The organism is Streptomyces sp. NPDC058008, from assembly GCF_042886395.1.
Taxonomy (GTDB): Bacteria; Actinomycetota; Actinomycetes; order Streptomycetales; family Streptomycetaceae; genus Streptomyces.
Genome location: NZ_JBHVQX010000013.1, coordinates 87391 through 112715, shown reverse-complemented (window position 1 = coordinate 112715; position 25325 = coordinate 87391). Strand labels below are relative to the sequence as shown.

Sequence of the window (25325 nt, the reverse complement as noted above, 5' to 3'; positions counted from 1 at the left end):
GGCCCTGGGATCAGGCCCCGGCGGCCAGGTGGTCGAACTCCCCGTCCTTGACGCCCAGCAGCAGCGCCTCGATCTCGGCCGGTGTATAGACCAGCGCGGGCCCGTCGGGGTGGCGCGAGTTCCGCATCGCCACATTCCCTCCGGGCAGTTTCGCGAACTCCACGCATGATCCCTGTGAGTTGCTGTGTCTGCTCTTCTGCCAGACGACCCCGCGAAGCTCTGTGGCCGCCATGCCGTTGTACACGTCGTGCACAGGACGCTCCCCGAGTTGCAAGGTGCAAGTGTCAACTAGCTCGGATCATAGCTGTGTTCATATGCCAATGCATGAGCAGATGCACGTGCACGCGGGGTGCGCACGCGATTACAGTTTTCCCCGATCGGTCCGTCCCTCGGCCCGCCGTTCCCCCGCCTCTATGAGGAACAGACGAACGGCACGCCAATTTGGCTCCCAGTTCCGCGAGTTGTTCTGTTCGTGCCTGGTAGCTTGGCGCCGTCTTTCGGCCGTGAATCCACAAGGGGGAACTCCAATGGACAGGCTCACGCGCTCCGGCGCCCTCGCGGCCGCCGGTCTCGCCGCCGCGCTCGCACTGACCGCCTGCGGCAGCGACGACCCCGCCGCGGACAGGACGTCGGACGACCGCCCGGCCACCGCCTCCGGGCCGGCCACCCCCTCCGGGGCCGCCACGGCGGACGCCGCGGTCGCCGCGGCGGCCGCGGCGCTCGCGGGCACCTGGACGGGTACCTCCGACGGCCTGCCCGTCGTGCTGTCGGCCACCTCGGGCAAGGTGGCGCTCTCCGCCGGACAGCACATCTGCCAGGGCGAGTTGAAGAACATGGGCACGGTGATGATCGCGCTGAAGTGCCTCGACGGGGACACCGCCCGCACCATGGGATCCATCGAGTCCAACGACGGCGGGAAGCTCGTCGTCTCCTGGAACGCGGGGGCCACGGACACCCTGTCCAGGGCCGCCGACGCGAAGCTGCCGAAGGACCTGCCCACGCTGCCCGCCCCCTGACGCGGCGCGGCCCTCCCTACGCCCGCCCGCTGCTGATCTCCAGCGCCCGGGAGAAGTCCTCCAGGGCGCGGAGCAGCAGGACGGCCCCGTTGCGCACGAAGGCGTCGGGCGGCGGCCCGGGCTCGGCGTCCCGGCGGTCCAGGGCCTCCCTGACGGGCCCCCACTCCGGTACACGGCGCTCCCGCACCGCCTTGGCCCCCTCCTCGGTGGCGCGGCGCAGGGCCTCGGCCAGCGCGGCGGCCTCGGGGACCGGGGTGGCGGACACGGCGGGCAGATGGGCCTCCATGAGCATCGCCACCCTGCCGAACTGGGCCAGCGCGTCCTGGGCGTCCGCCGCGGAGGTCCGGGAGATGCCCCGGTGGCGTACGGGCTCGTGCCGGGCCGTCTCCAGCGCCTCCTGCCAGACGACGCGGGCCTCCCGGGTGGTGAGCAGGGCGGCGCGCACGTCCTCCAGGCTCCTGGAGGCGGGATCGGCGTACCGGTCGAGGACCGTGGCCGCGTAGCGCCCGTCCGTGACCACCCAGCCGGCCAGCCGGTCGCGCAGCCTGGGCGTCTCCCAGGCCGGGTAGAGGGCGTACGCGATCATCGCGAGGAGCCCGCCGATGAGGGTCAGCACGACGCGCTCGGGCACGGTCTGCGACCAGTCGTCGCCCGCCATGCCGAGCAGGAAGACGACGTAGGCGGAGACACAGACCTGGCCGACCGCGTACCCGGTGCGCATCAGCAGGTACATCAGGCCCGCGCTGAGGACGGCGAGCAGGGCGGACAGTTCCGCGTTCGGGTGCGCGGCCTGCACGATGCCGGTGGCGACGGCGACGCCGACCACGGTCCCCATGAAGCGGGCCACGGACCGGGAGTACGTCTGGGTGAACTCCGGGCGCATCACCATCACGGCGGTCATCGGCGCCCAGTAGCCGTGGCCGAACGGCAGGACCGCCCCCAGGAGGTAGCCGGCCGGGGCCACCGCCGCCACCCGGATCGCGTGGCGCAGGATCGTCGACCCCCGGCGCAGTTCGCGGCGCATGGAGCGGTAGACGACCGGGACCAGCCGCAGCAGGGTGGGCCGCCTGCGGTGCGGTACGAGGGGCTCGCCGGGCGTCCGGTCGTCGGTGCCGGTCCCCTCGGCGATCTCGATGACGTCGGCGAGCAGCGAGGTGAGCCGGTCGGCGGCCCGGCGGGGCGGGCCCGTGAGGATGACCTCGGTGTCGGGGGACTTCAGCACGGAGAGCGCCGTCTCGTCGAGCCGCACCGGGTCCCCGTGGCGCACCGCGCGGGCCGCGGAGTCCAGGAGGGACCCGGCGGCGCCGAGGATCTCCCGCGCCCAGTAGCGTTCGGGCCCCTCGGCCGGGACTCCCAGGGCGGGGTCCGCCAGCGAGGCGAGGACCGGCCGCAGCCGTTCGGCGACCCCACGGGCGCCGTGCAGGTCGGCGGGTCGGCGGCGGGCCTGGCGCGGGGTGACGGCGGCGGCGTTGCGGGCGGTCATCAGCGGTACGGGGTCGAAGGGCGCGACCGGGTCGTGCCGCAGCCTGCGGGCGTAGTCGGCCACCCCGGCCAGCGCGTCGGCGAGCGCGTCGCGCTGGGCGCCCCATCTGCGGACCGGGAACAGCACGATCAGCGCCGCCTGGACGAACCCGCCGAACGCCATCATCCCGGCGTGGGCCGCCGCGTCGGCGACGGAGGTGGGCAGGGTGATCGTGACCAGCATGATCGAGACGTTGGACCCCGCGATGATGCCGCCGGTCGGGCCCGCCGCCCAGGCCATCCCGGCGGCGAACGTCCACAGGACCAGCAGGATCAGGAACAGGACGGTGTGGGACACGGTGACGTAGCCGACGAACGTCGACACGGCCAGGCTGACCCCGGAGACCAGTGCGAGCACGGGCCGGGGGCGCCAGCTGCGCTGGAAGGTGGCGATGGCCGCCTGGAACGCGCCGAACGCCGACCCGGCGGCGATCACCGGGCCGAAGAGCGCCAGGCTCACCCCGACGACGAGGGCGAGACCCGCGGCGCCGCGCACCGCGATGAGCGGTTCGAGACGCCGTCGCTCGATCTCCAGCCCCGACCGGGCCGTCTCCCTCAGCGCCCGGAGCCAGCTCATGGGCAGAGCCTAGCCGGATTACCCCACAACCCCGGCTTATGCCGCTCTACGGATCTAGCGGCTGATTTCCGGACCTTCCCGGCCCATCCGCGCACGGTCCGCCGCGGCCGTGCCGTGCGTCCAGCCCTCGGCGTCCGTCGCCCCGCGCAGCCGGGTCGTGGTGGTCCTCGGGAACATCCGCTCCGCCGTGTCGGTGACGGCGACGTCCCGGGCGGCGAGGACCGGGAGCAGGTCGCCGGGGCCGCCGGCCGGGCTCCCGGAGCCGGTCCCCGAGCCGGCCTCGGCGGTGACCCGCGCGGTGTCCGCCGCGAGACGGCTGCCCAGGCGCTGGGCGTACGCCATCAGGAAGGACTGCCGGAAGGTCTTGGTCCGCTTGCGCCCGCCGGCCCGCTGCCCGGCCTCCGCCTTCGTCATCGCGGCGGTGCCCTGCACCAGGAGGGAGGTGAAGAGCAGCTCCACGGCGTCCAGGTCCGGGTCGAAGCCGACGACCGTGGTGAAGCCCAGGTCGCTGTTCCACACGGCGCGGCAGCGGTTCGCGGAGGCGACCGAGTCGAGCAGGACGGCCTTCGCGCTCTCGTAGGGCGCGTCGACGCCGATCCGGACGGCCCCCGGCGTATCGGCGCTGTGCGTACGGGCGGCGAGGAGCGCCTCGTCGATGCTGTGCCGGGCCATCAGCTCCTGCGCCTTGGTGGTGAGCGCCTCGGCCTCCTCCGGGAAACCGGTCGCCTCCGCCTTGGCGAGCAGCGCCCGGATCCTGGTGAGCATGCGGGGTTCGCCGTGGGCCGGGGGCCGGTGCGGGGCCTCGGCGGCCGTGCCGGGCGGCGGCCCGGCCGGCTCGATGACCGGGAGCCGCAGCAGCAGCCGGTACAGCCCGAGGAGCTCGGAGGCGTACGTGAACCGGTCGGGACGGTTGCGCGGCGCCGGGGCGGGCAGCGCGGCGAGCTGGTCGGCCCAGCGCGGGGGGAGCTGCCCGTACGCCGCCGTCTCCGCCGTGATCAGGGCGGCCACGAGCGCGGCCCCGGCCTCGTCCAGCTCGCGCCGGACGGTCCGTACGACGTCGGCGGGCTGCCAGCCGCGCGCCCAGGCCCGCCGGACGAACTCCTCGCCCCGGCGGTGCAGCTCCTCGTCGGCGGACGGGTCCGCCGCGAGGAGGGAGGCGCCGGTGTCCAGGCCCGCGTCACCGTCCGAGTACAGGGCCGCGGCGCACGCCCGGTCGATCACCGATTCCATCGGGCCAGGCTAAGGGCTGCCCCGGCCACGATCGGCCGGCGGCCCCCGGGGACGCCGGCGGCACGCAGCTGGGGGTGGGGGGCGGGGTGGGGCGGGGTAGGGCGCGTGGGTGAGGGGGTGCGTGCGGTAGACCCGGGCAGCGTGGGTGAGGGACCTCGTGCATGCGGCCGACGCGGGCCGTGCAGGCGGTGGGCGGGGCCTCGCTCGTGCGGTGGACGGGGCGTGTGCGTGGCGACGAGGCCTCGCCCGTTGTGGACGGGGCCGTGGCCGCGGGCCGCGCGTGCGGCGGACCGGGGCCGCGTGGCCGACGGACGGCGGCCGACGCGGGCCGTGCACGCGGTGGACCGGGGCCTAGCGTGCGGCCGACACGGGCCGTGCACGCGGTGGACGGCGGCCTTGCATGCGGCCGGTGGGGCTGTGCACGCGGTGGACGGGGGCTCGTGTGGGTGGGGGCTCAGTGCTCCCCGGGGAGCAGGATGAGCTTGCCGCGTACGTGCCCGGCTTCGCTGGTCTCCTGGGCGCGCGCCGCCTCCGCCAGCGTGAACGTCTGCTCCACGGGGATGCGCAGGCCGCCCGCCGCCGCGGTCTCGGCGTACTCCGCCAGCCTCCTGCCCTCGCCCGGAGAGGTTCCGCCGCCCGCCGAGAACGGCACGCCGTAACGCGCCGCGTCCGGGTCGGCGATGGTGGAGATCCGGTCGGCCGTGCCGCCGCGCAGCTCGACCGACTCCCCCAGGACCCCCTTGCCCGCCACGTCGAAGACCGCGTCCACGCCCTGCGGCGCGGCGTCCCGCACCCGGTCCACCAGCCCGGGCCCGTACGCCACGGGGACCGCGCCGAGCACCCGCAGATAGTCGTGGTTGGCCGGGGAGGCCGTTCCGATGACGGTGGCACCCCGGGCGGCGGCCAGCTGGACCGCGGCGGAGCCGACCGCGCCGGACGCCCCGTGCACCAGCAGGGTCTCGCCCGCCGAGACCCCCAGCTCGTCCAGCACCCGGGTGGCGGTCGCGGTCGCGAGCGGCAGCGCGGCGGCCTCCGCCCAGTCCAGTCCCTCCGGCTTGCGCGCGACGGCGCCCACGTCGGCCAGGGCGTACTGCGCGTACGCCCCGCTCGTGCTCCGGCCGAGGACCTCGTCGCCCACCGCGAACTCCGTGACGCCCTCACCGGTCTCGTCGACGACCCCGGAGAACTCGCTGCCGGGTGTGGCGGGCAGCGGGGTGGGGAACGCGGCCTCCATCCAGCCGTTGCGGATCTTGTAGTCGACCGGATTGACCCCTGCCGCCCTGACCGCCACCCGGATCTGCCCGGGGCCCGCGTGGACGTCCTCGACCCGGTCCAGGCGCAGGACGTCGGGGCCGCCGAACTCCTCGTACACGATCGCTTCCATCACCGTCTCCTCCGCTGTCTTCCGGGTTCCCGGCACGCGCCACGCGCACCCTCCCTCCGATCCTCCCGGCAGTCGGGCCCGCCCGCCCGGTGAGCCGGGGCCCGTCTGCCGGTGAGCCGGGGTCCGCTGTCAGTGCCGGGTGCAAGACTCGGCCCATGACCGAACGTTGGGCTCTGGCCATCGCGGAAGGGGGCGGCGCGCTCCTCGTGCCGCTGACGCGCGACGGCCTGCCCGCCGGTCCCGTCCTGGCCGAGCCGGACCTCGTGGAGGCCGTCCGCTCCCGCCCCGGAGTGGTCCGCTGGGTCTGGCGTTCGACGGCCGCGGTCTACCCCCGCCTGCTCGCGGCGGGCGTGCGCGTCGAGCGCTGCTACGACATCGAGTGCGCCGAGCTGCTGCTGCTCGGCCACGAGGGGCGGCTCGGGGAGCCGCGCTCGGCCGCCGCGGCCTGGGCCAGGCTGTGCCACGCCCCGGTGCCGCCCGACCCGCCGCCCCGCTCGGCGGAGCCGGGCTCCCAGTCCTCCCTCTTCGAACCGCGCTCCGGCACCGACCTGCCCTTCGAGGCGCTCCTCCAGGTCTACGCCGACCAGCTGCGCCGCCACGACGCGGCGGAGCACCCCGGCCGGATGCGGCTGCTCACGGCCGCCGAGTCGGCGGGCATGCTGGTCGCCGCCGAGATGAACGGATCCGGGCTTCCCTGGCGGGCCGACGTGCACCGCGAGGTGCTGAACGGCCTCCTCGGCGAGCGGTACGCGGGCGGCGGCGAGCCCCGCAGGCTCGCCGAGGCCGCCGACGAGGTGTCCGCGGCGTTCGGGAGACGGGTGCGCCCCGACCTGCCGGCCGATGTCGTGAAGGCGTTCGCGCAGGCCGGGATCAAGGTGAAGTCGACCCGGCGGTGGGAGCTGGACAAGCTCGACCACCCGGCGGTCGAGCCGCTGATCCGCTACAAGAAGATGTACCGCGTCTGGACGGCCCACGGCTGGAGCTGGCTCCAGGACTGGGTGCGCGACGGCCGCTTCCGCCCCGAGTACCAGCCGGGGGGCACGGTCAGCGGCCGCTGGACGACCAACGGCGGCGGGGCGCTCCAGATCCCCAAGGTGATACGCCAGGCGGTCGTCGCCGACGAGGGCTGGCGGCTGGTCGTGGCGGACGCCGACCAGATGGAACCGCGCGTGCTGGCCGCGATCTCCCGTGACCGGGGGCTGATGGAGGTGGCCGGACACGAGGGCGACCTCTACAAGGCACTGTCCGACCGGGCGTTCCACGGCGACCGCGACCACGCCAAGCTGGCCCTGCTCGGCGCGATCTACGGGCAGACCTCGGGCGACGGCCTGAAGAACCTGGCGGCGCTGCGACGACGGTTCCCGCACGCCGTCTCCTACGTCGACGACGCAGCGAGGGCCGGCGAGGAGGGCCGCCTCGTCCGCACCTGGCTGGGCCGCACGAGCCCGCCCGCCGCCGGGGCGGACGAGGACGGGGAGGCGGGCATCCCGCAGGAGAGCGAGGAACCGCCGGCCGGGGAGGAGACCGGCGGCCCCGGCTTCACCCCGGGGTACGCCTCGTCGAACGCCCGGGCCCGGGGCCGCTTCACGCGCAACTTCGTGGTCCAGGGCAGCGCCGCCGACTGGGCCCTGCTGCTCCTGGCGGCGCTGCGCAAGACGCTCGCCGACGGGGGGATGCGCGCCGAGCTGGTGTTCTTCCAGCACGACGAGGTGATCGTGCACTGCCCGGCCGGGGAGGCACCCGCGGTCGTGGAGGCGATCCGCGAGGCCGGGGAGCTGGCCGGCCGGGTCGCGTTCGGGGAGACGCCGGTGCGGTTCCCCTTCAGCACGGCGGTCGTCGAGCGGTACTCCGACGCCAAGTAGCCCGGACGCCGAGCAGCGCGCCCCGTTCGGCGACGGCCGGATGCCCGGACCGGGACGTCACCCCGGTCCGGGCCCCCGCCTCGCGCCTACCCGCGCTCCCACAGCGCGGGGACGAGCGGCGGCTCCCAGCCGGCCTGCGCCCGGTGCCCCTGGAGACAGCGGTAGCGCGTGCCGCCGTAGGTCACGACCGCTCCGGCGGCGTACGTGGTGCCCGCGGCCCAGGTGCCGCCCGGCTCCGTCGGCGGGTCGGTCGGATCGGTGGGCGGGTCGGTCGGCGTACCGCTGGTGACGAGGGTCAGTCCGTACGCGGCCAGCGCGGGGCCGACCGGCTGGTAGTACGTCGTACCGCCCTGGGAGCAGTTGCCGGAGCCGCCCGAGGTGACGCCCTGCGCCTGGCTGCCCGAGATGAACGAGCCGCCGGAGTCACCGGGTTCGGCGCAGACGCTGGTGCGGGTCACGCCGGAGATGGTGCCCTCCGGGTAGGTGACGCTGCTGTTGTGCTGCTGGATCGTGCCGCAGTGCCAGCCCGTCGTGGAACCCGACCGGCAGACCGAGGAGCCCACGACGGCCTGGGTGGATCCGGTGACGGTCACATCGCCGTTGCCGTATCCGTTCACCAGGGCGCGGGGCGTCCAGTTGGCGTTGACCGCCACCCAGGCGTAGTCGCGGCCGGGGAAGGTGGAGCCCTGGAAGGACCCCTGCGCCTGCTGGTCGAACCCGCTGGTGGTGACGCCGGGCGTCCCGCAGTGGCCGGCGGTGACGAAGCCGTTCTGGGTGCCGCGCCTGACCGGGAAGCCGATGGAACAGCGGCCCGTTCCGTTCATGTAGTACGCGTCACCACCGCGCAGGTCCGCGTAGGCACGCGGCTGTTCGGACGAGCGGTCGATCCGCACGAGAGCGCGGGGGACCCCCGCGGCGGCGAGGAGGCGGTCCGCGGCGGCCGTGCGGGCGGCGTTCACGACGAGCCGGTTGGCACGGAGGTCGACGTACCAGGACGGCACCTCCCGCGGGGCCTTCTTGAGCGCCACCTCGTCCAGGGCCGCCTTGGCCGCCTCGAGACGGTCCAGGCTGTGGCCGACGACCTCGGCGCGGGCTCCCGCCGCGTCGATCCGGGCGACGTCGGCGGGGTCGGTCGTGGAGACGACCAGGACCGACGGGTCGTCGCCCAGCCTGGCTCCGGCGAAGTCGGCACCGAGTGACTTCTCCAGCGCCGCCGCCAGGGCTGCGGCCCGGCGCTCGTGCGCTATGCGGGCCGTGGCCTCGCCGGCGTCGAGGCCGAGGTCCCGCCTCATCGCGTCGGCCAGTCCCTGCGGGAGCCGCTCGGCCACGGGCACGGCGCCGCGCGCCTGGCCGGCCGAGGCGACACCGGTCAGACCGGCGAGGGCGAGCGCGCCCACCGCCACGGCGGCGGCTGCTGAGGCGAACGCGCGTCTGCGGAGCACGGTTGTCTCCACGTCACTCTCCTTGGGCTCGGGGGCGTCGGGCTCCGGGGGAGCGGAGACCCGAGGGGGGTGGGGAACTGCCGGAAACGTAGCCGCGCGCACCCCCGCCGCAGGAGATCCCGTCCGCCCCCTACCACCGCGTTATGGCCCCCTCGTACGGCGGTTGGGGGGAGTGTGCGGGGCAGGCGGGCTCGGGGTGGTGAGGGTGGGGATGTACGGCGGCCTGGGGGGTGGGGGCGTGCGCCGGTCGAGGGGGGCGGGCTGGAAGCGCGCGGGAGCGGGGAAGCCGGGCTGGGCGGGAGGGCGCTGCGGTCGGGGAGGGGAGCCGGGCAGATGGCGGGGTACTGCGGCCAGGCCGGACAGCAGGACAGGCCCGTCCCGCGACTGGCCGAGTGCGGGGCCCGGCACCGGCGTACGGCAGGCGGGAAGCACGGCCGGGACGGGCAGGAGGCGGGGTCGGTAGTGACGGAACACGGCACGGGCAGCAGGCAGCAGGCGGGGCCCGGTACCGGCGGAACACGGCACAGGCAGCAGGCAGAGTCAGGTCCCGTACTGACGGAACACAGAACACGGGGCCCGGCGCGGACCGGAGGCGGGTGCGGGTCCAGCTGCAACCGCCGCCCCTTTCACGGTCCCTGGCCGCTATAGGCTCCGGGCCATGGCGACGCACGAGCACGAGATCACCGGGCCCGTCGACCTGTGTCTGCCCGACGGCAGCCTGAACCCGGCGGCCGTCGGCTGGTCCAGGACACCCCTGCACCGGACCGGGATGCGGGGCTGGGGCCGTACGAAGCGGTGGGAGTACTGGTGCGTGACCACGCCCACCCACCTGGTGGCCCTGACGGTCAGCGACCTCGACTTCATGGCGCTGAACACGGTCTACCTGCTGGAATTCGGCCCCGGTGGCCGCGAGTTCGAGCGTTCCTCCGTCATCCCCCTGGGCCACGGCGTGCGGCTCCCGGACGCCGTGGCCGGGGCACCCGGCTCCGAGGACGTGACCGTCGGCCCCGCCCGGCCCACCGGGAACAAGGTGCGCGTCGAGATCCGCGACGAGAACTCGGGAACCAGGCTGCGGGCCCGTTGCCTGACACCGGACCGGCAGCCGGTGGAGGTCAGCCTGCTGGTGTCGCGGCCGGACGGCCATGAATCGCTCTCGGTGGTCGTGCCGTGGAACGGCCGGCGCTTCCAGTACACGTCCAAGCACACGGCCCTCCCCGCCCGGGGCAGTGTGCGCATCGGCGGCGAGACCGTGGAGTTCGGCGGGGAGGGCTCCGAGAGCTGGGCCGTCCTGGACCACGGCCGGGGGCGCTGGCCGCGCACCGCCGACTGGAACTGGGGTGCTGCGTCCGGCCGTACGGGCGGCCACACGGTCGGCCTCCAGTTCGGCGGGCGCTGGACGGAAGGCACCGGATCCACCGAGAACGGCCTCTGCGTGGACGGCCGGGTCACCAAGATCGGCGAGGAGCTGGACTGGCGCTGGTCCGCCGCCGACCCGCTGGCCCCCTGGACCCTCCGGACCCCCTCGTCGGACCAGGTGGACCTGACGTTCGAACCGTTCCACAACCGCACCGCCCGCACCGACCTCGGCCTGCTCGCCAACCGGACCGACCAGTGCTTCGGGCACTACAACGGCCGGATCAGGACCGACGACGACGAGGAGATCGCGGTGGAGCAACTCCTGGGCTGGGCCGAGGATGTTCACATGCGCTGGTGACTCCCCCGCGCGGGACGGCGCGGGTAGGTTTCCCCTCATGCATATAGGCCCACTCCTGGGCTCGGGACGCACCGCCGACGTCTACGCACTCGACGGCCCCTGGGTCCTGCGCCGCCACCGCCACGGCATCGACACCACCGGTGAACTGGCCGTGATGTCGTACCTCGCGGCCTCGGGTTTCCCGGTCCCGCGCATCGGGCCGCCGGGCGAGGACGCCCTGCCCACGGACCTGGTGGTGCAGCGGCTGGAGGGGCCGACACTCACCGAGGCGCTGCTGGCGGGCACGGTCACCGAGGCCGCGGGCGCGGACCTGCTGGCGCGGCTCCTGCGGGAGCTGCACGCGATACCCCCACGGCTCTCCCAGGACCCCGAGGACCGGATCCTGCACCTGGACCTGCACCCGGAGAACGTGATCCTCGCCCCCGAGGGCGCCATGGTGACCGACTGGCTGACGGCCCGTGAGGGGCCGGCCTGCCTGGACCGTGCCATGACCTCCCTGATCCTGGCCCAGGTGGCGCTCGACCCGTCGTTCACCGAGGGCGGGCACCTGCGGGGCCTGCTGGCGGCGCTGCTCTCCCGCTTCGCAGCGGACGGCGGTGTACCCGCCGACTGCCTGGCCCGCGCGACCGCCCTGCGCGCGGAGGACCCACGGCTCACCGCCCACGAGACGGCCGCACTGGACGAGGCCGCGGGCCTGGTCGCATCACTGACGGACCCGGGCGCCGCCCACTCGCGGAGGTAGGCCGGCACCGCAAGGACCTGGCGGTTCGTCTCATCGGCCGGAGAAGGTCCGGCTGGGCGGTCCAGCTGGGCAGGGGACCCGGCCGAAGTGCCCGCCGACCGCACCCCCGCTGACCGCCAGCACCCCGGCAACCACGCCGATCGACCGGCCCTCCGCCATCGGGGCCGCCGCCTCCCGCTCCGGAGCGGTCAGCCGTGGCAGCGGATCGCGACGGTGCCGCAGGAGCGGACGCGCCACCTCCGAACCGACGACCGCGACCGACGACCGGCAACCGGCGACCGGCGACCGGCGACCGGCGACCGGCGACCGGCGACCGGCGACGATGCCACCGCCGACGCACCGCTGGAGCGAGGCCGAGCCCCAGACCCGCTCGACGCAGCCCTCGCCGGGAGCCGCGGCCGGGGGCGCTCAGGCTCCACCGCCGAACCTGGTCCACCGCCGGGCCCCGCCGATCCCTGTGACACCACTGCCGCAGCCGATCCGCGCCCCCACCAGCACCCCGAACCTCCACGGCGCGCCAGACGCACAGACCTCACCCGCGCCGCTCCGGGCATGAAAAAACCCCAGGTCACGGCGAGTGAGTCCTGGGGTAATTCCGAGCCGCCTTCGGGATTCGAACCCGAGACCTACGCATTACGAGTGCGTTGCTCTGGCCAACTGAGCTAAGGCGGCACGCTCTGTCGCACCATGGTGCGGTCAGCAGCGACGCCAAGTCTACACAGTTTCCAGGGGTGCTCCGCACCGCCCGCCCTCGTGGCCGTATCCGCAGGTCAGGTGCACTTCTTGCCGTCCCTGGGCGGCGTGCCGTCCAGGAGGTAGGTGTTGATCGCCGTGTCGATGCAGTCGCTGCCCCGGCCGTACGCCGTGTGCCCGTCGCCCTGGTAGGTGAGCAGGGTGCCGGAGGAGAGCTGGTCGGCGAGGGACTCGGCCCACTTGTAGGGGGTGGCCGGGTCGCGGGTGGTGCCGACCACGACGATCGGGGCGGCGCCCTTCGCCTCGGTGCGGTGCGGGGTGCCGGTGGGGTCCACGGGCCAGGAGCCGCAGTTCAGGGCGGCCCAGGCGAAGCCACGGCCGAAGACCGGGGACGCCTTCTCGAACTCCGGGAGCGCCTTCTCCACCTCTGCGGAGCTGGTGAAGGCGGGAGCGAGGTCGAGGCAGTTCACGGCGGCGTTGGCGAACATCAGGTTGGCGTACGTCCCGTTCGGCCCGCGCTCGTAGTAGCCGTCGGCCAGGGCCAGGAGGCCGGAGCCCTCACCGCGCTGCGCCCCGGCCACGGCTTCGCGGAGCTGGGGCCAGGCGCCCTCGTCGTACATCGCGGCGATCACGCCCGTGGTCGCCAGGGACTCGGTGAGCTCCCGGGTCTCGCCGGTCGGCACCGGCGTGGCGTCCAGGTCGGTGAAGAGCTTCTTCAGCGCGGTCGCCGCAGCGGCCGTGGTCGTGGTGCCGAGCGGGCAGTCGCTCTGCTTGACGCAGTCCGCGGCGAAGGACTGGAACGCCGTCTCGAAGCCGGCGGTCTGATCGCGGTTGATGTCGACCGCGGGGATCGACGGGTCCATCGCCCCGTCGAGGACGAGCCGCCCCACCCGGGAGGGGAACAGGTCCGCGTAGGTCGCGCCGAGGAAGGTGCCGTACGAGGCGCCGACGTAGTGCAGCTTCTCGTCCCCCAGCAGGGAGCGCAGGATGTCCATGTCACGCGCCGTCTCCACGGTGGAGACGTGCGGGAGGATCTTGCCGGAGCGCTTCTCGCAGCCCTTGGCGAACTTCTCGAAGGACGCGTTCAGCTCGGCGACCTCACCCTGGTCGTCCGGGGTCTGGTCCACCTGCGTGTAGGCGTCCATCTCCTTGCCGGTGAGGCACTGGACCGGCTCGCTGCGGGCCACCCCGCGCGGGTCGATGGCCACCATGTCGTACCGGGCCCGGACCGGTGCGGGGTAGCCGATCGCCGCGTAACCCTGGAGGTAGTCGACGGCCGACCCTCCGGGGCCGCCGGGATTGACCAGGAGCGAACCGATCCGCTTGCCCGGTCCGGTGGCCTTCTTGCGGGAGACGGCCAGCTCTGCGTCCCCGCGCTCGGGCTGCGCGTAGTCCAGCGGGGCCTTCATCGTGGCGCACTGGAAGCCCTCGACGCCGCAGTCCCGCCAGCTGAGCTTCTGCCCGTAGTACGGCTCGAGCTCCTCGGCGGCGACCGATCCCTGCGCCGACGCGCTCGGCGCCGAGCCTCCGCTGCTGCAACCGGAGACGAGAAGGCCGGCAGTGCCGAGCGCGGTGGCGAACGTACGGAGCAGGCGCCTGGTTTCCATCCCCGGAGCGTAGCCGCCGAGTGACGACTCGACCGATTCCCTGCTCATACGGGTGAATTCACTCAGCCCCACGGCACACACGGGCCAGGCGGGCCAGCTGCGGGCCGGACACCAGGGCACCCCGGCACCCTGCATCCTGGCACCCCCGCACCCCGCACCCCGCACGATCGCGGTACGCCGCCGGGGACTCCGGTCGTCAGCCCGCCCGCAGCGCCATCGTCATCGACTCGACGGCGAGCAGCGGCGCGACGTTGCGGTCGAGGGCGCGGCGGCAGGCGAACACGGCCTCTATCCGGCGCAGGGTGCGCTCGGGGGTGGACGACTCGGCGATCCGGTCGAGGGCGTCCCGTACGTCGGTGTTGGCGAGGGCGATCCGGGAGCCGAGCTGGAGCGCCAGCACATCGCGGTAGAAGCCGGTGAGTTCGCTCAGTGCGAGATCCAGGCTGTCGCGCTGCGTACGCGTCCTGCGGCGCTTCTGCCTGTCCTCCAGCTCCTTCATCGCTCCCGCCGTCCCGCGCGGCATGCGGCCCCCCGCCACACCGCCGAGCGCCGCCTTCAGGTCCTCCGTCTCCTTGACGTCGATGTCCTCGGCGACCTGCTTGGCGTCGTCCGTCGCCGTGTCGATCAGCTCCTGGGCCGCCTTGAGGCAGCCTCCGACGTCGTGGACGCGCAGCGGGAGCTTCAGCACGGCGGCACGGCGGGCGCGCGCCCGCTCGTCCGTGGCGAGGCGGCGCGCCCGGCCGATGTGTCCCTGGGTGGCGCGGGCGGCGGACGCGGCACGCTCGGGGTCGATGCCGTCGCGTCTGACCAGCACATCCGCCACGGCGTCCACGGGAGGCGTACGCAGGGTCAGGTGACGACAGCGGGAGCGGATCGTCGGCAGCACGTCCTCCAGGGACGGGGCGCAGAGCAGCCACACCGTGCGCGGCGCGGGCTCTTCCACCGCCTTCAGCAGGACGTTTCCCGCGCCCTCGGTGAGGCGGTAGGCGTCCTCCATGACGATGACCTGCCAGCGGCCCACGGCGGGGGACAGCTGCGCGCGGCGGACGAGCTCACGGGTCTCCTTCACGCCGATGGAGAGGAGGTCCGTGCGGATCACCTCGACATCGGCGTGGGTTCCGATCAGCGCCGTGTGGCAGCCGTCGCAGAAACCGCAGCCGGGCGCTCCGCCCAGCGCCCGGTCGGGGCTGGTGCACTGGAGCGCCGCGGCGAAGGCGCGGGCGGCCGTGGCCCGGCCGGAGCCGGGCGGGCCCGTGAACAGCCAGGCGTGGGTCATCTTCGAGCCGGGGGGCACCGGCTGGCCCGCGGACTGGGCGGTGACCAGCGCGTCGGCGTCCCGGGCGGCGGCACCGAGCTGCTCCTGCACCCGGTCCTGTCCGACCAGGTCGTCCCAAACGCTCATGGTCACCGCCCTTCCGGTGGTGTGGTGCGGGAACGCCGGTGTCCCGGCGCCCCCCTATTGTGCGGGGTGGGTCCGACAATCCCGGCGTTCCTCCCCGGACCCACCGCCCATCCGCCGTTCAGCGGCGCGGCTTGCGCCCGCCCCGTCCGGAACCGCCCTCGTCGTCGTCCTGGCCACCGAGGAGTTCGTCGGCCAGGGACGGCAGGTCGTCCAGCGGCGTCTCCTCGGCCCAGTCGGAACGGGGCCGCTTCGGGCGCGGAGCGTCCTGAGCCGCGCGTCCGGCCTGCGGGTCGTCGCTGACCTGCGGCAGTTCACGCGTGCGCTCGTTCTCGCTCTCGGCGGGGGACGGCCGGCGCTCGTCGCGGAAGACGCCCGGCGGCACCCGGTCGGACGGGTCCTCGTCCCGCACGGCCGGCAGCACGGTGGTCTCCTCGGCGTCCCGCACGGCCGGCAGGACCGTCGTCTCGTCGTCGTCCCGCGCGGGACGGTCCGGACGGGCGACCGGCACGGGCTGCGTGATCTCGTTCGGATTCACGACCGGCGTGGGGACGGTGAGCTCGTTGTCGGGCACGGACGGCCCCGACGACCGTGTGGACCCGCCGGACCGGCCCGGTTCCTGGGAGCGCTGCTCCGCCGAGGCGGCCGCGGCCGCCTCGGCACGGGCGGCCGCCTCGGCCTCGGCGCGGCGGCGGGCCTCCTCGGACCTCACCAGCGCCTCTTCAGCCCTGCGCTGCTTCTCCAGGCGGAGTTCCTCGGCCTCCTTGCGCAGGCGCGCCTCCTCCTGGGCCTGCCGGCGCAGCCTTTCCTGTTCGGCCTCGCGTACCCGCTCCTCGGCCTCCAGCCGGGCCCGCTCCTCCTCCGCCCGGCGGCGGGCCTCCTCGGCGCGCTGCCTGGCCTCCTCCGCCTGCCGTTCGGCCTCGCGCTGCCGCGCCTCTTCCTCCTCGCGGCGCTTGCGCTCCTCCTCCTCGGCACGGAGCTTGGCGAGCTGGGCCTGCCGCTCACGCTCCAGCCGCTCCTCCTCGGCCTTGCGGGCGGCCTCCTCCTCGGCCTTGCGCCGGGCTTCCTCCTCGGCGGCCTTGCGGGCCTCTTCCTGGGCCTTGATCTCGGCCTCGGAGAGGGGCAGGAGCCGGTCGAGCCGGTGGCGTACGACCGTGGTGACCGCTTCCGGTTCCTGACCGGCGTCCACCACGAGGTAGCGGGCCGGGTCGGCCGCCGCGAGGGTGAGGAAGCCCGCGCGCACCCGGGTGTGGAACTCGGCAGGCTCGGACTCCAGCCGGTCGGGCGCCTCGGTGAAGCGTTCCCGAGCCGTCTGCGGGTCGACGTCCAGGAGCACCGTCAGATGCGGTACGAGCCCACCCGTCGCCCAGCGTGAGATCCGGGCGATCTCGGTCGGGGCGAGGTCGCGGCCCGCGCCCTGGTAGGCGACGGACGAGTCGATGTAGCGGTCCGAGATGACGATCGCGCCGCGCTCCAGCGCCGGACGGACGACCGTGTCCACGTGCTCCGCCCGGTCGGCGGCGTACAGCAGGGCCTCGGCCCGGTTGGACAGACCGGCCGACGAGACGTCGAGCAGGATCGAGCGCAGTCGCTTGCCGACCGGGGTGGCCCCCGGCTCCCGGGTGACGACGACCTCGTGGCCCTTGGCGCGGATCCATTCGGCGAGCGCTTCGACCTGGGTGGACTTGCCGGCTCCGTCGCCGCCCTCCAGGACGAGGAAGAAACCGTTCGTCGCCGGAGCGACCGCGGGGTCTCCGCCCCGCATCGCCTCGCGCAGGTCGCGGCGCAGCGGGACACCGGCACGGTCGTCGGTCTTCGCGAGGACGACGACCGCGACGGGCAGCAGCAGGGCGCCGATGAGCATCAGCGCGAAGGCCGCGCCGCCGTGCGCGAAGACGAAGTCGCCGGAGCCCAGACGGTGCCGTCCGATGGCGGCGGCGAGCAGCGGACCGCCCACCGCGCCGAGCGCGACGAGCACCCGGACGACGGCCTGGAGGTGCTCCGTGGTCCTGGCCTGGCGGAAGGCCTCCGTCTCCTGGTCGATGACCGCGTGGCCGGTGTGGGCGGCGACCCCGGCCGCGTAACCGGCGAGCAGCGCGATCAGCAGCCCGGTGGCGGTGTCCGGCACCAGGCCGAGCGCGAGGAGCGCCACGCCCGTGACGGCGACCGCCAGGGCGAGCAGACGGCGCCGCGACAGGGCGGGCAGCACCTTCCGCGCGGTACGGATACCGAGCGCGGTGCCACCGCTCAGGGCCAGGATCAGCAGGGCGAAGGTGGCGGGTCCGCCGCCGAGGTCGGCGGCGTGGAGCACGGAGACGGCCGCGGCGGCGGCGATGGCCCCGGCGACCGCGGAGCACGCCGCGACGACCAGCGGGATGCTGCCGGTGCGGCCCTTGTCGGTGCCCGTTCCGGTGGTGGGACGGCGCAGGCCCTCCAGGGGCGAGCGGGGACGGGGCGTCCGGGTGGCGGGGAGTTCGAGGAAGTACAGGGTCGAGACGGAGGCGGAGAAGAGCCCCGCCGCGATGTAGGAGCCCAGGGCTGCCTGGTGGAAGGAGAACCAGTCGAAGCCGGTGCCCAGCAGTTCACCGATCAGTGCGGCGACCACGAGTACGGCCGCGGCCGCGGGGACCGACAGGAAGTTCGTCCGCAGGGAGAGCCTGCGCAGGGCGTCTAGGTGGTCCGGCAGCGGACGCACGGCAGCGCCCTCCGGGGGCGGTGCCGGGAGCAGCGCGGGAGCCGCGCTCTCCTTGGCCACGGCCCACAGGCGCTCGCCGACACCGGCCACGAAGACGGTGATGAGGATCATCATGAGTGCCTTGTCGGGCATCCAGTCGATCCACAGGGGCGCGACGACCAGCAGCGCGAGCCGCAGCCCGTCCACCCCGATCATCAGCCACCGCCGGTCGACCGGACCGCCCGGCGCGGTGAGCGCCGTCAGGGGACCCAGTAGTACGGCTCCGAAGAGCACGGTGGAAAGAATCCGGGCACCGAAAACGGCGGCCACGGCAAAGGCCGCCCCGCGGTATCCGGCCCCGAAGGAGCCCTCCAGGACCGCCGCCTGCAGCGACAACAGCACCAGCACGAGAAGGGCGAGTGAATCGCCGATACTTCCGACGAGCTGGGCGCTCCACAACCGCCTGAGCGGGGGAACGCGCAACAGTGCTCGTACGGCGCGCTCGCGTGAGTCTGCGGCAAGTGTGTCGGAGGTGGGGCTCACGACCGGTGGCTGCTCGGCTCGCGTCATCCGCCCAGCCTATCGGGACCGGTGCGCTACCCGGGGGCCGCGTCCGAACATATGACCACGGGAAGCGCGGAGCGCCCCTCCCAGCGATGCCGGAAGGCCCGGGTCTCCCCGTACCTCCCGGCGTCCGAGCACGTCCGACGGCCGCGTTTCCCACCGTCCGGTGTCCGCCCGGCCCCGAGGGCAGAGGGCCGACAGCCCACTGCGGGCCCTGCCATGGCGGACCGGGGCGGGCCGCACGGCGGGCACCCCGGCGGCCGGAGCCAGCAACCGGCTACCAGGCCGACACCCGGCAGGCAAAGGGCCGACAGCCCACTACGGGCCGTGCCATGGCGGACCGGGGCGGGCCGCACGGCGGGCACCCCGGCGGCCGGAGCCAGCAACCGGCTACCAGGCCGGCACCCGGCAGGCAAAGGGCCGACAGCCCACTACGGGCCGTGCCATGGCGGACCGGGGCGGGCCGCACGGCATGCATCCGGCGGCCGGAGCCGGCAACCGGCTACCAGGCCGGCAACCGGCATCCGGCGGTCAGATCCGCACGGCCGGTTCACACCGACGGAGCTGCGCGGCCGAGCGGACCACTGCCACCCGCACCGCCGCCGGTTCCCTCGTCGGCCGGCCATCCGTCCCCGGTCGACGCGACCGGCCGACACTCCCCCGACGCGAACGGCCGACCACCGGCCGCCCGTGCCCTTGACTCCCTGGAGGTCAGCTCTCCTCGGACGAGGCCGAGGCCGTCTTCCTCGCCGTGGCGGTGGCCTTCTTCGCAGGCGCCTTCTTGGCGGCGGTCGTCTTCTTCGCGGCCGTCGTCTTGGTGGCGGTCGTCTTCTTGGCCGCCGTCTTCTTGGCCGTCGTGGCCTTCTTCGCAGGCGCCTTCTTGGCCGGGGCCTTCTTCGCCGTCTTCTTCTTCGCGGGACCCTTGGCCCGCTTCTCGGCGAGCAGCTCGTAGCCGCGCTCCGGCGTGATCTCCTCGACGCTGTCGTCGGTGCGCAGCGTCGCGTTCGTCTCGCCGTCGGTGACGTACGCGCCGAAGCGGCCGTCCTTCACGACCACCGGGGCCCCGCTCACGGGGTCCGTGCCCAGTTCCTTCAGCGGCGGCTTGGCGGCGGCCCGACCGCGCTGCTTCGGCTGGGCGTAGATCGCGAGGGCCTCGTCGAGCGTGATGTCGAAGAGCTGGTCCTCGGACGTCAGCGAACGCGAGTCCGTGCCCTTCTTGAGGTAGGGACCGTAGCGGCCGTTCTGTGCGGTGATCTCGACGCCCTCGGCGTCCTCACCGACGACGCGCGGCAGCGACATCAGCTTCAGCGCGTCGGCCAGCGTCACCGTGTCGAGCGACATCGACTTGAAGAGGGACGCGGTCCGGGGCTTCACCGCGTTCTTGCCCGTCTTCGGAGTGCCTTCCGGCAGCACCTCGGTGACGTACGGGCCGTAGCGCCCGTCCTTCGCGATGATCTGGTGACCGCTGACCGGGTCGGTGCCGAGCTCGAAATCGCCGCTCGGCTTGGCCAGGAGTTCCTCCGCCAGCTCCACGGTCAGCTCGTCGGGCGCCAGGTCCTCCGGCACGTCCGCGCGCTGGTGGCCCTCGGAGTCCTTCTCGCCGCGCTCGATGTACGGGCCGTAGCGGCCGACGCGGAGCTTGATGTCGTTGCCCACGGGGAACGAGGAGATCTCGCGGGCGTCGATCGCGCCCAGGTCGGTCACGAGCTCCTTGAGACCGCCGAGGTGGTCCCCGTCGCCGTTGCCCGCGTCGGAGGCCGCTCCGGCACCGGTCGTGTCGTCGCCCGCACCGAAGTAGAAGCGCCGCAGCCACGGAACGGACTGGGCCTCGCCCCGCGCGATGCGGTCGAGGTCGTCCTCCATGCGGGCGGTGAAGTCGTAGTCGACGAGCCGGCCGAAGTGCTTCTCCAGCAGGTTCACCACGGCGAACGAGAGGAACGACGGCACCAGGGCCGTGCCCTTCTTGAACACGTAGCCGCGGTCGAGGATCGTCCCGATGATCGAGGCGTACGTCGACGGACGGCCGATCTCGCGCTCTTCGAGCTCCTTGACCAGCGAGGCCTCGGTGTAGCGGGCCGGGGGCTTCGTGGCGTGGCCGTCGACGGTGACCTCGTCGGCGGTCAGCGCGTCGCCCTCGGCGACCTGCGGCAGCCGGCGCTCACGGTCGTCGAGCTCGGCGTTGGGGTCGTCCGCGCCCTCGACGTACGCCTTCATGAAGCCGTGGAAGGTGATCGTCTTGCCGGAGGCGGAGAACTCGGCGTCGCGGCCGTCGCTCGCCCGGCCGCCGATCTTCACCGTGACGGAGTTGCCCGTGGCGTCCTTCATCTGGGAGGCGACGGTCCGCTTCCAGATCAGCTCGTAGAGCCGGAACTGGTCTCCGGTGAGCCCCGTCTCGGCGGGCGTGCGGAAGCGGTCGCCGGAGGGGCGGATCGCCTCGTGCGCCTCCTGCGCGTTCTTCACCTTCGCGGCGTACGTGCGGGGCTTCTCGGGCAGGTAGTTCGACCCGTACAGCTGTGTGACCTGCGCACGGGCCGCGGAGACCGCGGTGTCCGAGAGCGTCGTGGAGTCCGTACGCATATAGGTGATGAAGCCGTTCTCGTACAGCTTCTGCGCCACCTGCATGGTCGCCTTGGCCCCGAAGCCCAGCTTCCGGCTCGCCTCCTGCTGGAGGGTGGTGGTGCGGAAGGGGGCGTACGGCGAGCGGCGGTACGGCTTCGACTCGACCGAGCGGACCGCGAACGCGGAGTCGGCGAGCGCCGCGGCCAGGGCGCGCGCGTTCTCCTCGTCCAGGTGCAGCGTCTGGGCGGAGCCCTGCTTGAGCCGGCCGTCCGGGCCGAAGTCACGGCCCTGGGCGATGCGGCGCCCGTCGACCGCGCTGAGGCGCGCGGTGAGCGTCGACGGGTCGGAGGCGTCACCGGTGCGCCCGGTGGCGAAGGTGCCGGTCAGGTCCCAGTACTCGGCGGAGCGGAAGGCGATGCGCTCGCGCTCCCGCTCGACGACGAGCCGGGTGGCGACGGACTGGACACGGCCCGCGGAGAGCCGCGGCATGACCTTCTTCCACAGGACCGGCGAGACCTCGTAGCCATAGAGGCGGTCGAGGATGCGGCGGGTCTCCTGGGCGTCGACCATGCGCTGGTTGAGCTCGCGCGGATTGGCGACCGCGGACCGGATCGCGTCCTTGGTGATCTCGTGGAAGACCATCCGGTGGACGGGGACCTTGGGCCTGAGGACTTCCTGAAGGTGCCACGCGATGGCTTCGCCCTCGCGGTCCTCATCGGTGGCGAGGAAGAGTTCGTCGGACTCGGCGAGGAGCTGCTTGAGCTTCCTGACCTGGGATTTCTTGTCAGCGTTGACGACGTAGATCGGCTGGAAGTCGTTTTCGACGTCCACACCGAGGCGGCGCACCTCGCCGGTGTACTCGTCTGGCACCTCGGCGGCGCCGTTCGGCAGGTCGCGGATGTGCCCGACGCTCGCCTCGACGACGTATCCGGGGCCGAGGTAGCCCTTGATCGTCTTCGCCTTGGCAGGCGACTCGACGATGACGAGTCGGCGGCCTGCGGTTTCGCTGGTCGGGGACAACTTCGCTCTTCTCTCCGGTCGGCACTCGTGGGCATCCGGGCAGCGGTCTGGCGCTGCCTGCGGTGCTGTCGCTGCGGAGTGTGACGGTACAACCCGCCCCCGTGTCAAACGGCAAAAGCCCGCAACGGCCACTCGAACGGTAACCCGACTTCCGCCATTCCTGCCGCCCGGACTGCCGGGTCCGCACCTGACGGGCCTGTCGCCTGCGGGTTTCCCGGCCCGGTCGGGGGAACCTCCGCGCCGCCCGCCCGGCGGCCGGCGCCCCTGCCGGAGAAGTGGATCAGACGCGGGTGAGGCACCACACGCCGAGGGCGAGGAAGAGTACGCCGAAGAGCGTGGCCAGAGCGGTGGAGGCGGCGGGGCTCACGCCGAGCGCCACCGGCGCGCGCTGGATGGTGCGCGCCCCCGTCCAGACGAGGAGGGCGGTGCCGAACAGGGCGAAGGTCGCACCGGCGAAGACCGCGGTGGCACTCTCCATGTGCGTACTCCTCACGCTCGTCCCCTCGGGTGCCGCCGTGGCGTTCGCACGCCTTCGCGCCTCCCGTGCCGTCGCGCGGTGCGCGGCCTCGGCAGTGGGGAGGCTGCCAGCGCGGGGCGTCGTGGGCACGAACCCCGGATGAACGCCCTGCGGCCCCTCTCGGAACGGCCGTGAGCGGACCTCTTCGGGTGAGGTCCCGACCGGGTCGCACGCCCGGTGTCGAGTCGCGTGCGGGGTCACGTCGTGAGCCACCCCCTGAGTGCCGTCCCGGGGCACGTCCTGGGCCACGTCGAGGCGGCGTGAGCGGAATCCCCGTGCGACGCGGGGACGGAGGGCGAGCAGGCGGGGAAAGCCCTGGCCGGACGGGTGTTGAGCGTGGTGGAGAGCAGCTCCGAAGGGCCGGAACGGAGGGAACCGGCCCCTGTGACGCACGGGGGCGGCGGCGCACAGGGGCGGCGGCGACCGGGGCTCGGAGCAACGGACCGCACGCGGGTGCCTGCGGCTGCGGGCACCACCGAGGGCTGTCGGCAGGACCGGGAGCACTGGGGCTGCTGGGGCTGCTGGTTCTGCCGTCGGCTCCCGAGGGCACCGGAGCCGTTGACGCCCTGGTCGTGCCGGGCCGCCGGCATCGGAGCCACGAGGGCTGGGGCCGTCGGTTCCGCTCCGCCACCAGGAGCTGTTGAATCGATGGTCGCACCAGGCCACCGGCACCGGGGCCGTCGGCTCCGCGGGCCATCGACGCCGCCAAGGCCGCCGGTGCCTCCGGCCCCACCAGGTCCGCGTCAGCGCACGGGCTCCAGGAAGCCTTCCTCCACCAGCAGCCGGATCGCCTGCGGGGTGCGGTCGCGCAGCAACACCGGGTCCTCGGCCATCAGCTGCGCGATGGCGTCCAGAATCCGGCCTGCCGGCAGCGAACCGTCACACACACCCGCGAACCCCGCCCCGACGGCGTCCACCTTCGTCGCCCGGCGCATGCCACGGTTCTGACGCAGCACCACGTGCTCGGGGTCCTCCGCACCCGGCAGCCCGACCTGCTCCTGCACGACCTCCTCGGCGAGGGTGAAGTGCGCGGCCAGCAGAGCCGCGTCGTCGTGCTCCCGCAGATAGTCCTGCCGGGCGAAATGGGCCTCGACGGCGAGGCCGAGTGGCTGCTCCACCGCGTGCGGCCACTCCTCGGCCACGACCGAGGGATTCCCGGCGGCCGCCGCCGCGGACTTCCGGAGCGTGATCCACCCGAAGCCGACGGCCTTGGTGCTGCGGGCCTCGAACTCGTCCAGCCAGGCCTCGTACCGCTCGGCGTACAGGGCGGGGTCCGTGCGGTGGTCACCGCTGTCGCGCAGCCACAGCTCGGCGTACTGCGTGACGTCCTGCACCTCGCGCTGCACGATCCAGGCGTCACAGCCCGCGGGCACCCAGGAACGCACCCGGTCCTGCCACTCCTCCCCCTCCACGTGCTGCCAGTTGGCGAGGAACTGGGCGTACCCGCCCTCGTCGAGCCGGGCACCGGCCTGCCGCACGAGCGTCCGGCAGAGGTCGTCCCCGCCCATGCCCCCGTCGCGGTAGGTCAGCCGGGCGCCGGGCGAGATGACGAAGGGCGGGTTGGACACGATCAGGTCGTACGTCTCCGTGCCGACGGGCTCGAAGAGGGAACCCTCCCGCAGGTCCGCGGGGGCCGCTCCGGACAGCGCGAGTGTCAGACGGGTGAATTCCAGGGCACGCGGATTGACGTCCGTGGCCGTGACCCGGGTGGCGTGCCGAGTGGCGTGCAGAGCTTGGATCCCCGAGCCCGTACCGAGATCGAGGGCGGAGGTCACGGGCCGTCGTACGGTGATTCCGGCGAGCGTGGTGGAGGCCCCGCCCACGCCCAGGACCACGCCTTCCTCGTGCGAGCCGATGCCCCCGGCACCGCCGACCGCGCATCCCAGGTCCGAGACGATGAACCAGTCCTCGCCTTCGGGACCGCCGTAGGGCCGCACGTCCACGGTCGCTCTGACCTGGTCACCCTCGCGGACCGTCCAGCCGTCCTCCACGCACTCCTCCAGCGGGAGGGCCGCGGCGGCCTCACGGGCCGGAACGGGGTGCTGCAGAAGGAAAAGCCGCACCAGCGTGTCGAGCGGCGAATGCCCGCGGGTGGCCCGGAGCGCCGGGACGGTCTCGCTGCGGGCGAGCGCGGCGTACGCGGGTGCGCCGAGCCTTTCGAGGAGGCCATCGGCGGTGAAGGCGGCGGCGATCAGGGCTTCGCGGAGCCGGGGGGCGCGGTCGGATGCGGGGAGGCTGGTCGTACTCACCCGACCATTGTGGCCGCTCCCGCCGACAACGGCAGCGGCCCGGCGTCCACGGGGGACGGCCGGGCCTCTGCGGGCGGATGACCGCCGCTGCGGCTGAGCGCCGGTCACACCCTTCCGGCGCCGGACACCCACCGGCAGAGCGGCTCCCTCGTCACGGACGCAGGGATGGTCCACCGGGGCAGAACCCGCGCGCCAACCGGCCGAGGGAGCCCCCACAGCACTGACACGACCGCTGAGGTCTCCGCGAACGGGCCCTCGTGCGGCCGCCCTGGGACCCGTTCATGGCCCACAGATGCTCGGCCACGCGTAACAGACCCACACGCACACCGCCGGGTGCTCGACCAGGCACTCCCGGCCCACACGCACACCGCCGGGTGCTCGACCAGGCACTCCCGGCCCACACGCACACCGCCGGGTGCTCGACCAGGCACTCCGGCCCACCCGCAGGTCCACAGGTCGTCGGCCGTGCGGCGCGCCTGGAAGCCCACCCGGCCCGCATGGTTTCACGTGATCGCCGGCGCGGCCGCCTTCGCGTGCGCTCCCGTGCCGGCAACG

15 protein-coding genes and 1 tRNA gene are annotated in these 25325 nt (G+C 73.9%); 4 read left to right on the top strand and 12 right to left on the bottom strand.

Annotated features, from left to right (window positions below):
- Positions 1-10: 10 nt before the first annotated feature.
- Positions 11-253 carry a DUF397 domain-containing protein gene (locus ACFVS9_RS15465; protein WP_383114434.1) on the bottom strand — a complete coding sequence of 81 codons (243 nt, stop codon included), beginning with the start codon at positions 251-253 and terminating at the stop codon, positions 11-13.
- Positions 254-527: 274 nt separating this feature from the next.
- On the opposite strand from ACFVS9_RS15465, the gene ACFVS9_RS15460 reads away from it, so the two are divergent.
- Entirely contained in the window at positions 528-1016 is a 489-nt protein-coding gene (locus tag ACFVS9_RS15460; RefSeq protein WP_389932513.1) for a hypothetical protein, read from the top strand.
- Between the two features lie 16 nt (positions 1017-1032).
- Here the strand turns inward: ACFVS9_RS15460 and ACFVS9_RS15455 are convergent, their stop codons facing one another.
- The 3 genes from ACFVS9_RS15455 to ACFVS9_RS15445 all read right to left on the bottom strand — a co-directional run bounded on the left by ACFVS9_RS15455 (position 1033) and on the right by ACFVS9_RS15445 (position 5728).
- Complete coding sequence (locus ACFVS9_RS15455) at positions 1033-3114, bottom strand: FUSC family protein (protein WP_389932510.1); 2082 nt, start codon at positions 3112-3114, stop codon at positions 1033-1035.
- A 54-nt stretch (positions 3115-3168) separates the two neighbouring features.
- Positions 3169-4344: a DUF2786 domain-containing protein gene (locus ACFVS9_RS15450; RefSeq protein WP_389932507.1), complete on the bottom strand. Its 1176-nt coding sequence runs from the start codon at positions 4342-4344 to the stop codon at positions 3169-3171.
- Between the two features lie 454 nt (positions 4345-4798).
- Positions 4799-5728: an NADP-dependent oxidoreductase gene (locus tag ACFVS9_RS15445; RefSeq protein ID WP_389932504.1), complete on the bottom strand. Its 930-nt coding sequence runs from the start codon at positions 5726-5728 to the stop codon at positions 4799-4801.
- A gap of 155 nt (positions 5729-5883) precedes the next feature.
- Here ACFVS9_RS15445 and ACFVS9_RS15440 point away from each other — a divergent pair, with 155 nt between their 5' ends.
- Positions 5884-7590, top strand: coding sequence for a bifunctional 3'-5' exonuclease/DNA polymerase (locus ACFVS9_RS15440; protein ID WP_389932501.1), 1707 nt, complete (start codon positions 5884-5886; stop codon positions 7588-7590).
- An 86-nt stretch (positions 7591-7676) separates the two neighbouring features.
- On the opposite strand, the gene ACFVS9_RS15435 is transcribed toward ACFVS9_RS15440, so the two are convergent.
- Positions 7677-9044, bottom strand: coding sequence for an alpha-lytic protease prodomain-containing protein (locus tag ACFVS9_RS15435; RefSeq protein ID WP_389932498.1), 1368 nt, complete (start codon positions 9042-9044; stop codon positions 7677-7679).
- 646 nt (positions 9045-9690) lie between these two features.
- On the opposite strand from ACFVS9_RS15435, the gene ACFVS9_RS15430 reads away from it, so the two are divergent.
- Positions 9691-10746: a DUF2804 domain-containing protein gene (locus ACFVS9_RS15430; protein WP_389932495.1), complete on the top strand. Its 1056-nt coding sequence runs from the start codon at positions 9691-9693 to the stop codon at positions 10744-10746.
- A gap of 37 nt (positions 10747-10783) precedes the next feature.
- On the top strand, positions 10784-11488 hold the full coding sequence (locus ACFVS9_RS15425) for a phosphotransferase (RefSeq protein WP_389932492.1): 705 nt from the start codon (positions 10784-10786) through the stop codon (positions 11486-11488).
- 598 nt (positions 11489-12086) lie between these two features.
- Here ACFVS9_RS15425 and ACFVS9_RS15420 read toward each other — a convergent pair.
- The 7 genes from ACFVS9_RS15420 to ACFVS9_RS15390 form a co-directional block, all read right to left on the bottom strand.
- Positions 12087-12160, bottom strand: a tRNA-Thr gene (locus ACFVS9_RS15420).
- A 98-nt stretch (positions 12161-12258) separates the two neighbouring features.
- The gene (locus ACFVS9_RS15415; protein WP_389932489.1) at positions 12259-13788 is read right to left on the bottom strand and encodes an alpha/beta hydrolase; all 1530 of its coding nucleotides are present in this window, start codon (positions 13786-13788) and stop codon (positions 12259-12261) included.
- Positions 13789-13984: 196 nt separating this feature from the next.
- Positions 13985-15190, bottom strand: coding sequence for a DNA polymerase III subunit delta' (locus ACFVS9_RS15410; RefSeq protein WP_389932486.1), 1206 nt, complete (start codon positions 15188-15190; stop codon positions 13985-13987).
- Between the two features lie 118 nt (positions 15191-15308).
- Positions 15309-18431 carry a dTMP kinase gene (gene tmk, locus ACFVS9_RS15405; RefSeq protein ID WP_383114423.1) on the bottom strand — a complete coding sequence of 1041 codons (3123 nt, stop codon included), beginning with the start codon at positions 18429-18431 and terminating at the stop codon, positions 15309-15311.
- Between the two features lie 705 nt (positions 18432-19136).
- Positions 19137-22004 (bottom strand): type I DNA topoisomerase, encoded by a 2868-nt coding sequence (topA, locus tag ACFVS9_RS15400; protein WP_383114422.1) that lies wholly within the window; start codon positions 22002-22004, stop codon positions 19137-19139.
- A gap of 280 nt (positions 22005-22284) precedes the next feature.
- Complete coding sequence (locus tag ACFVS9_RS15395) at positions 22285-22482, bottom strand: hypothetical protein (protein WP_383114421.1); 198 nt, start codon at positions 22480-22482, stop codon at positions 22285-22287.
- A gap of 782 nt (positions 22483-23264) precedes the next feature.
- Positions 23265-24770, bottom strand: coding sequence for a methyltransferase (locus ACFVS9_RS15390; protein ID WP_383114420.1), 1506 nt, complete (start codon positions 24768-24770; stop codon positions 23265-23267).
- Positions 24771-25325: the final 555 nt, after the last annotated feature.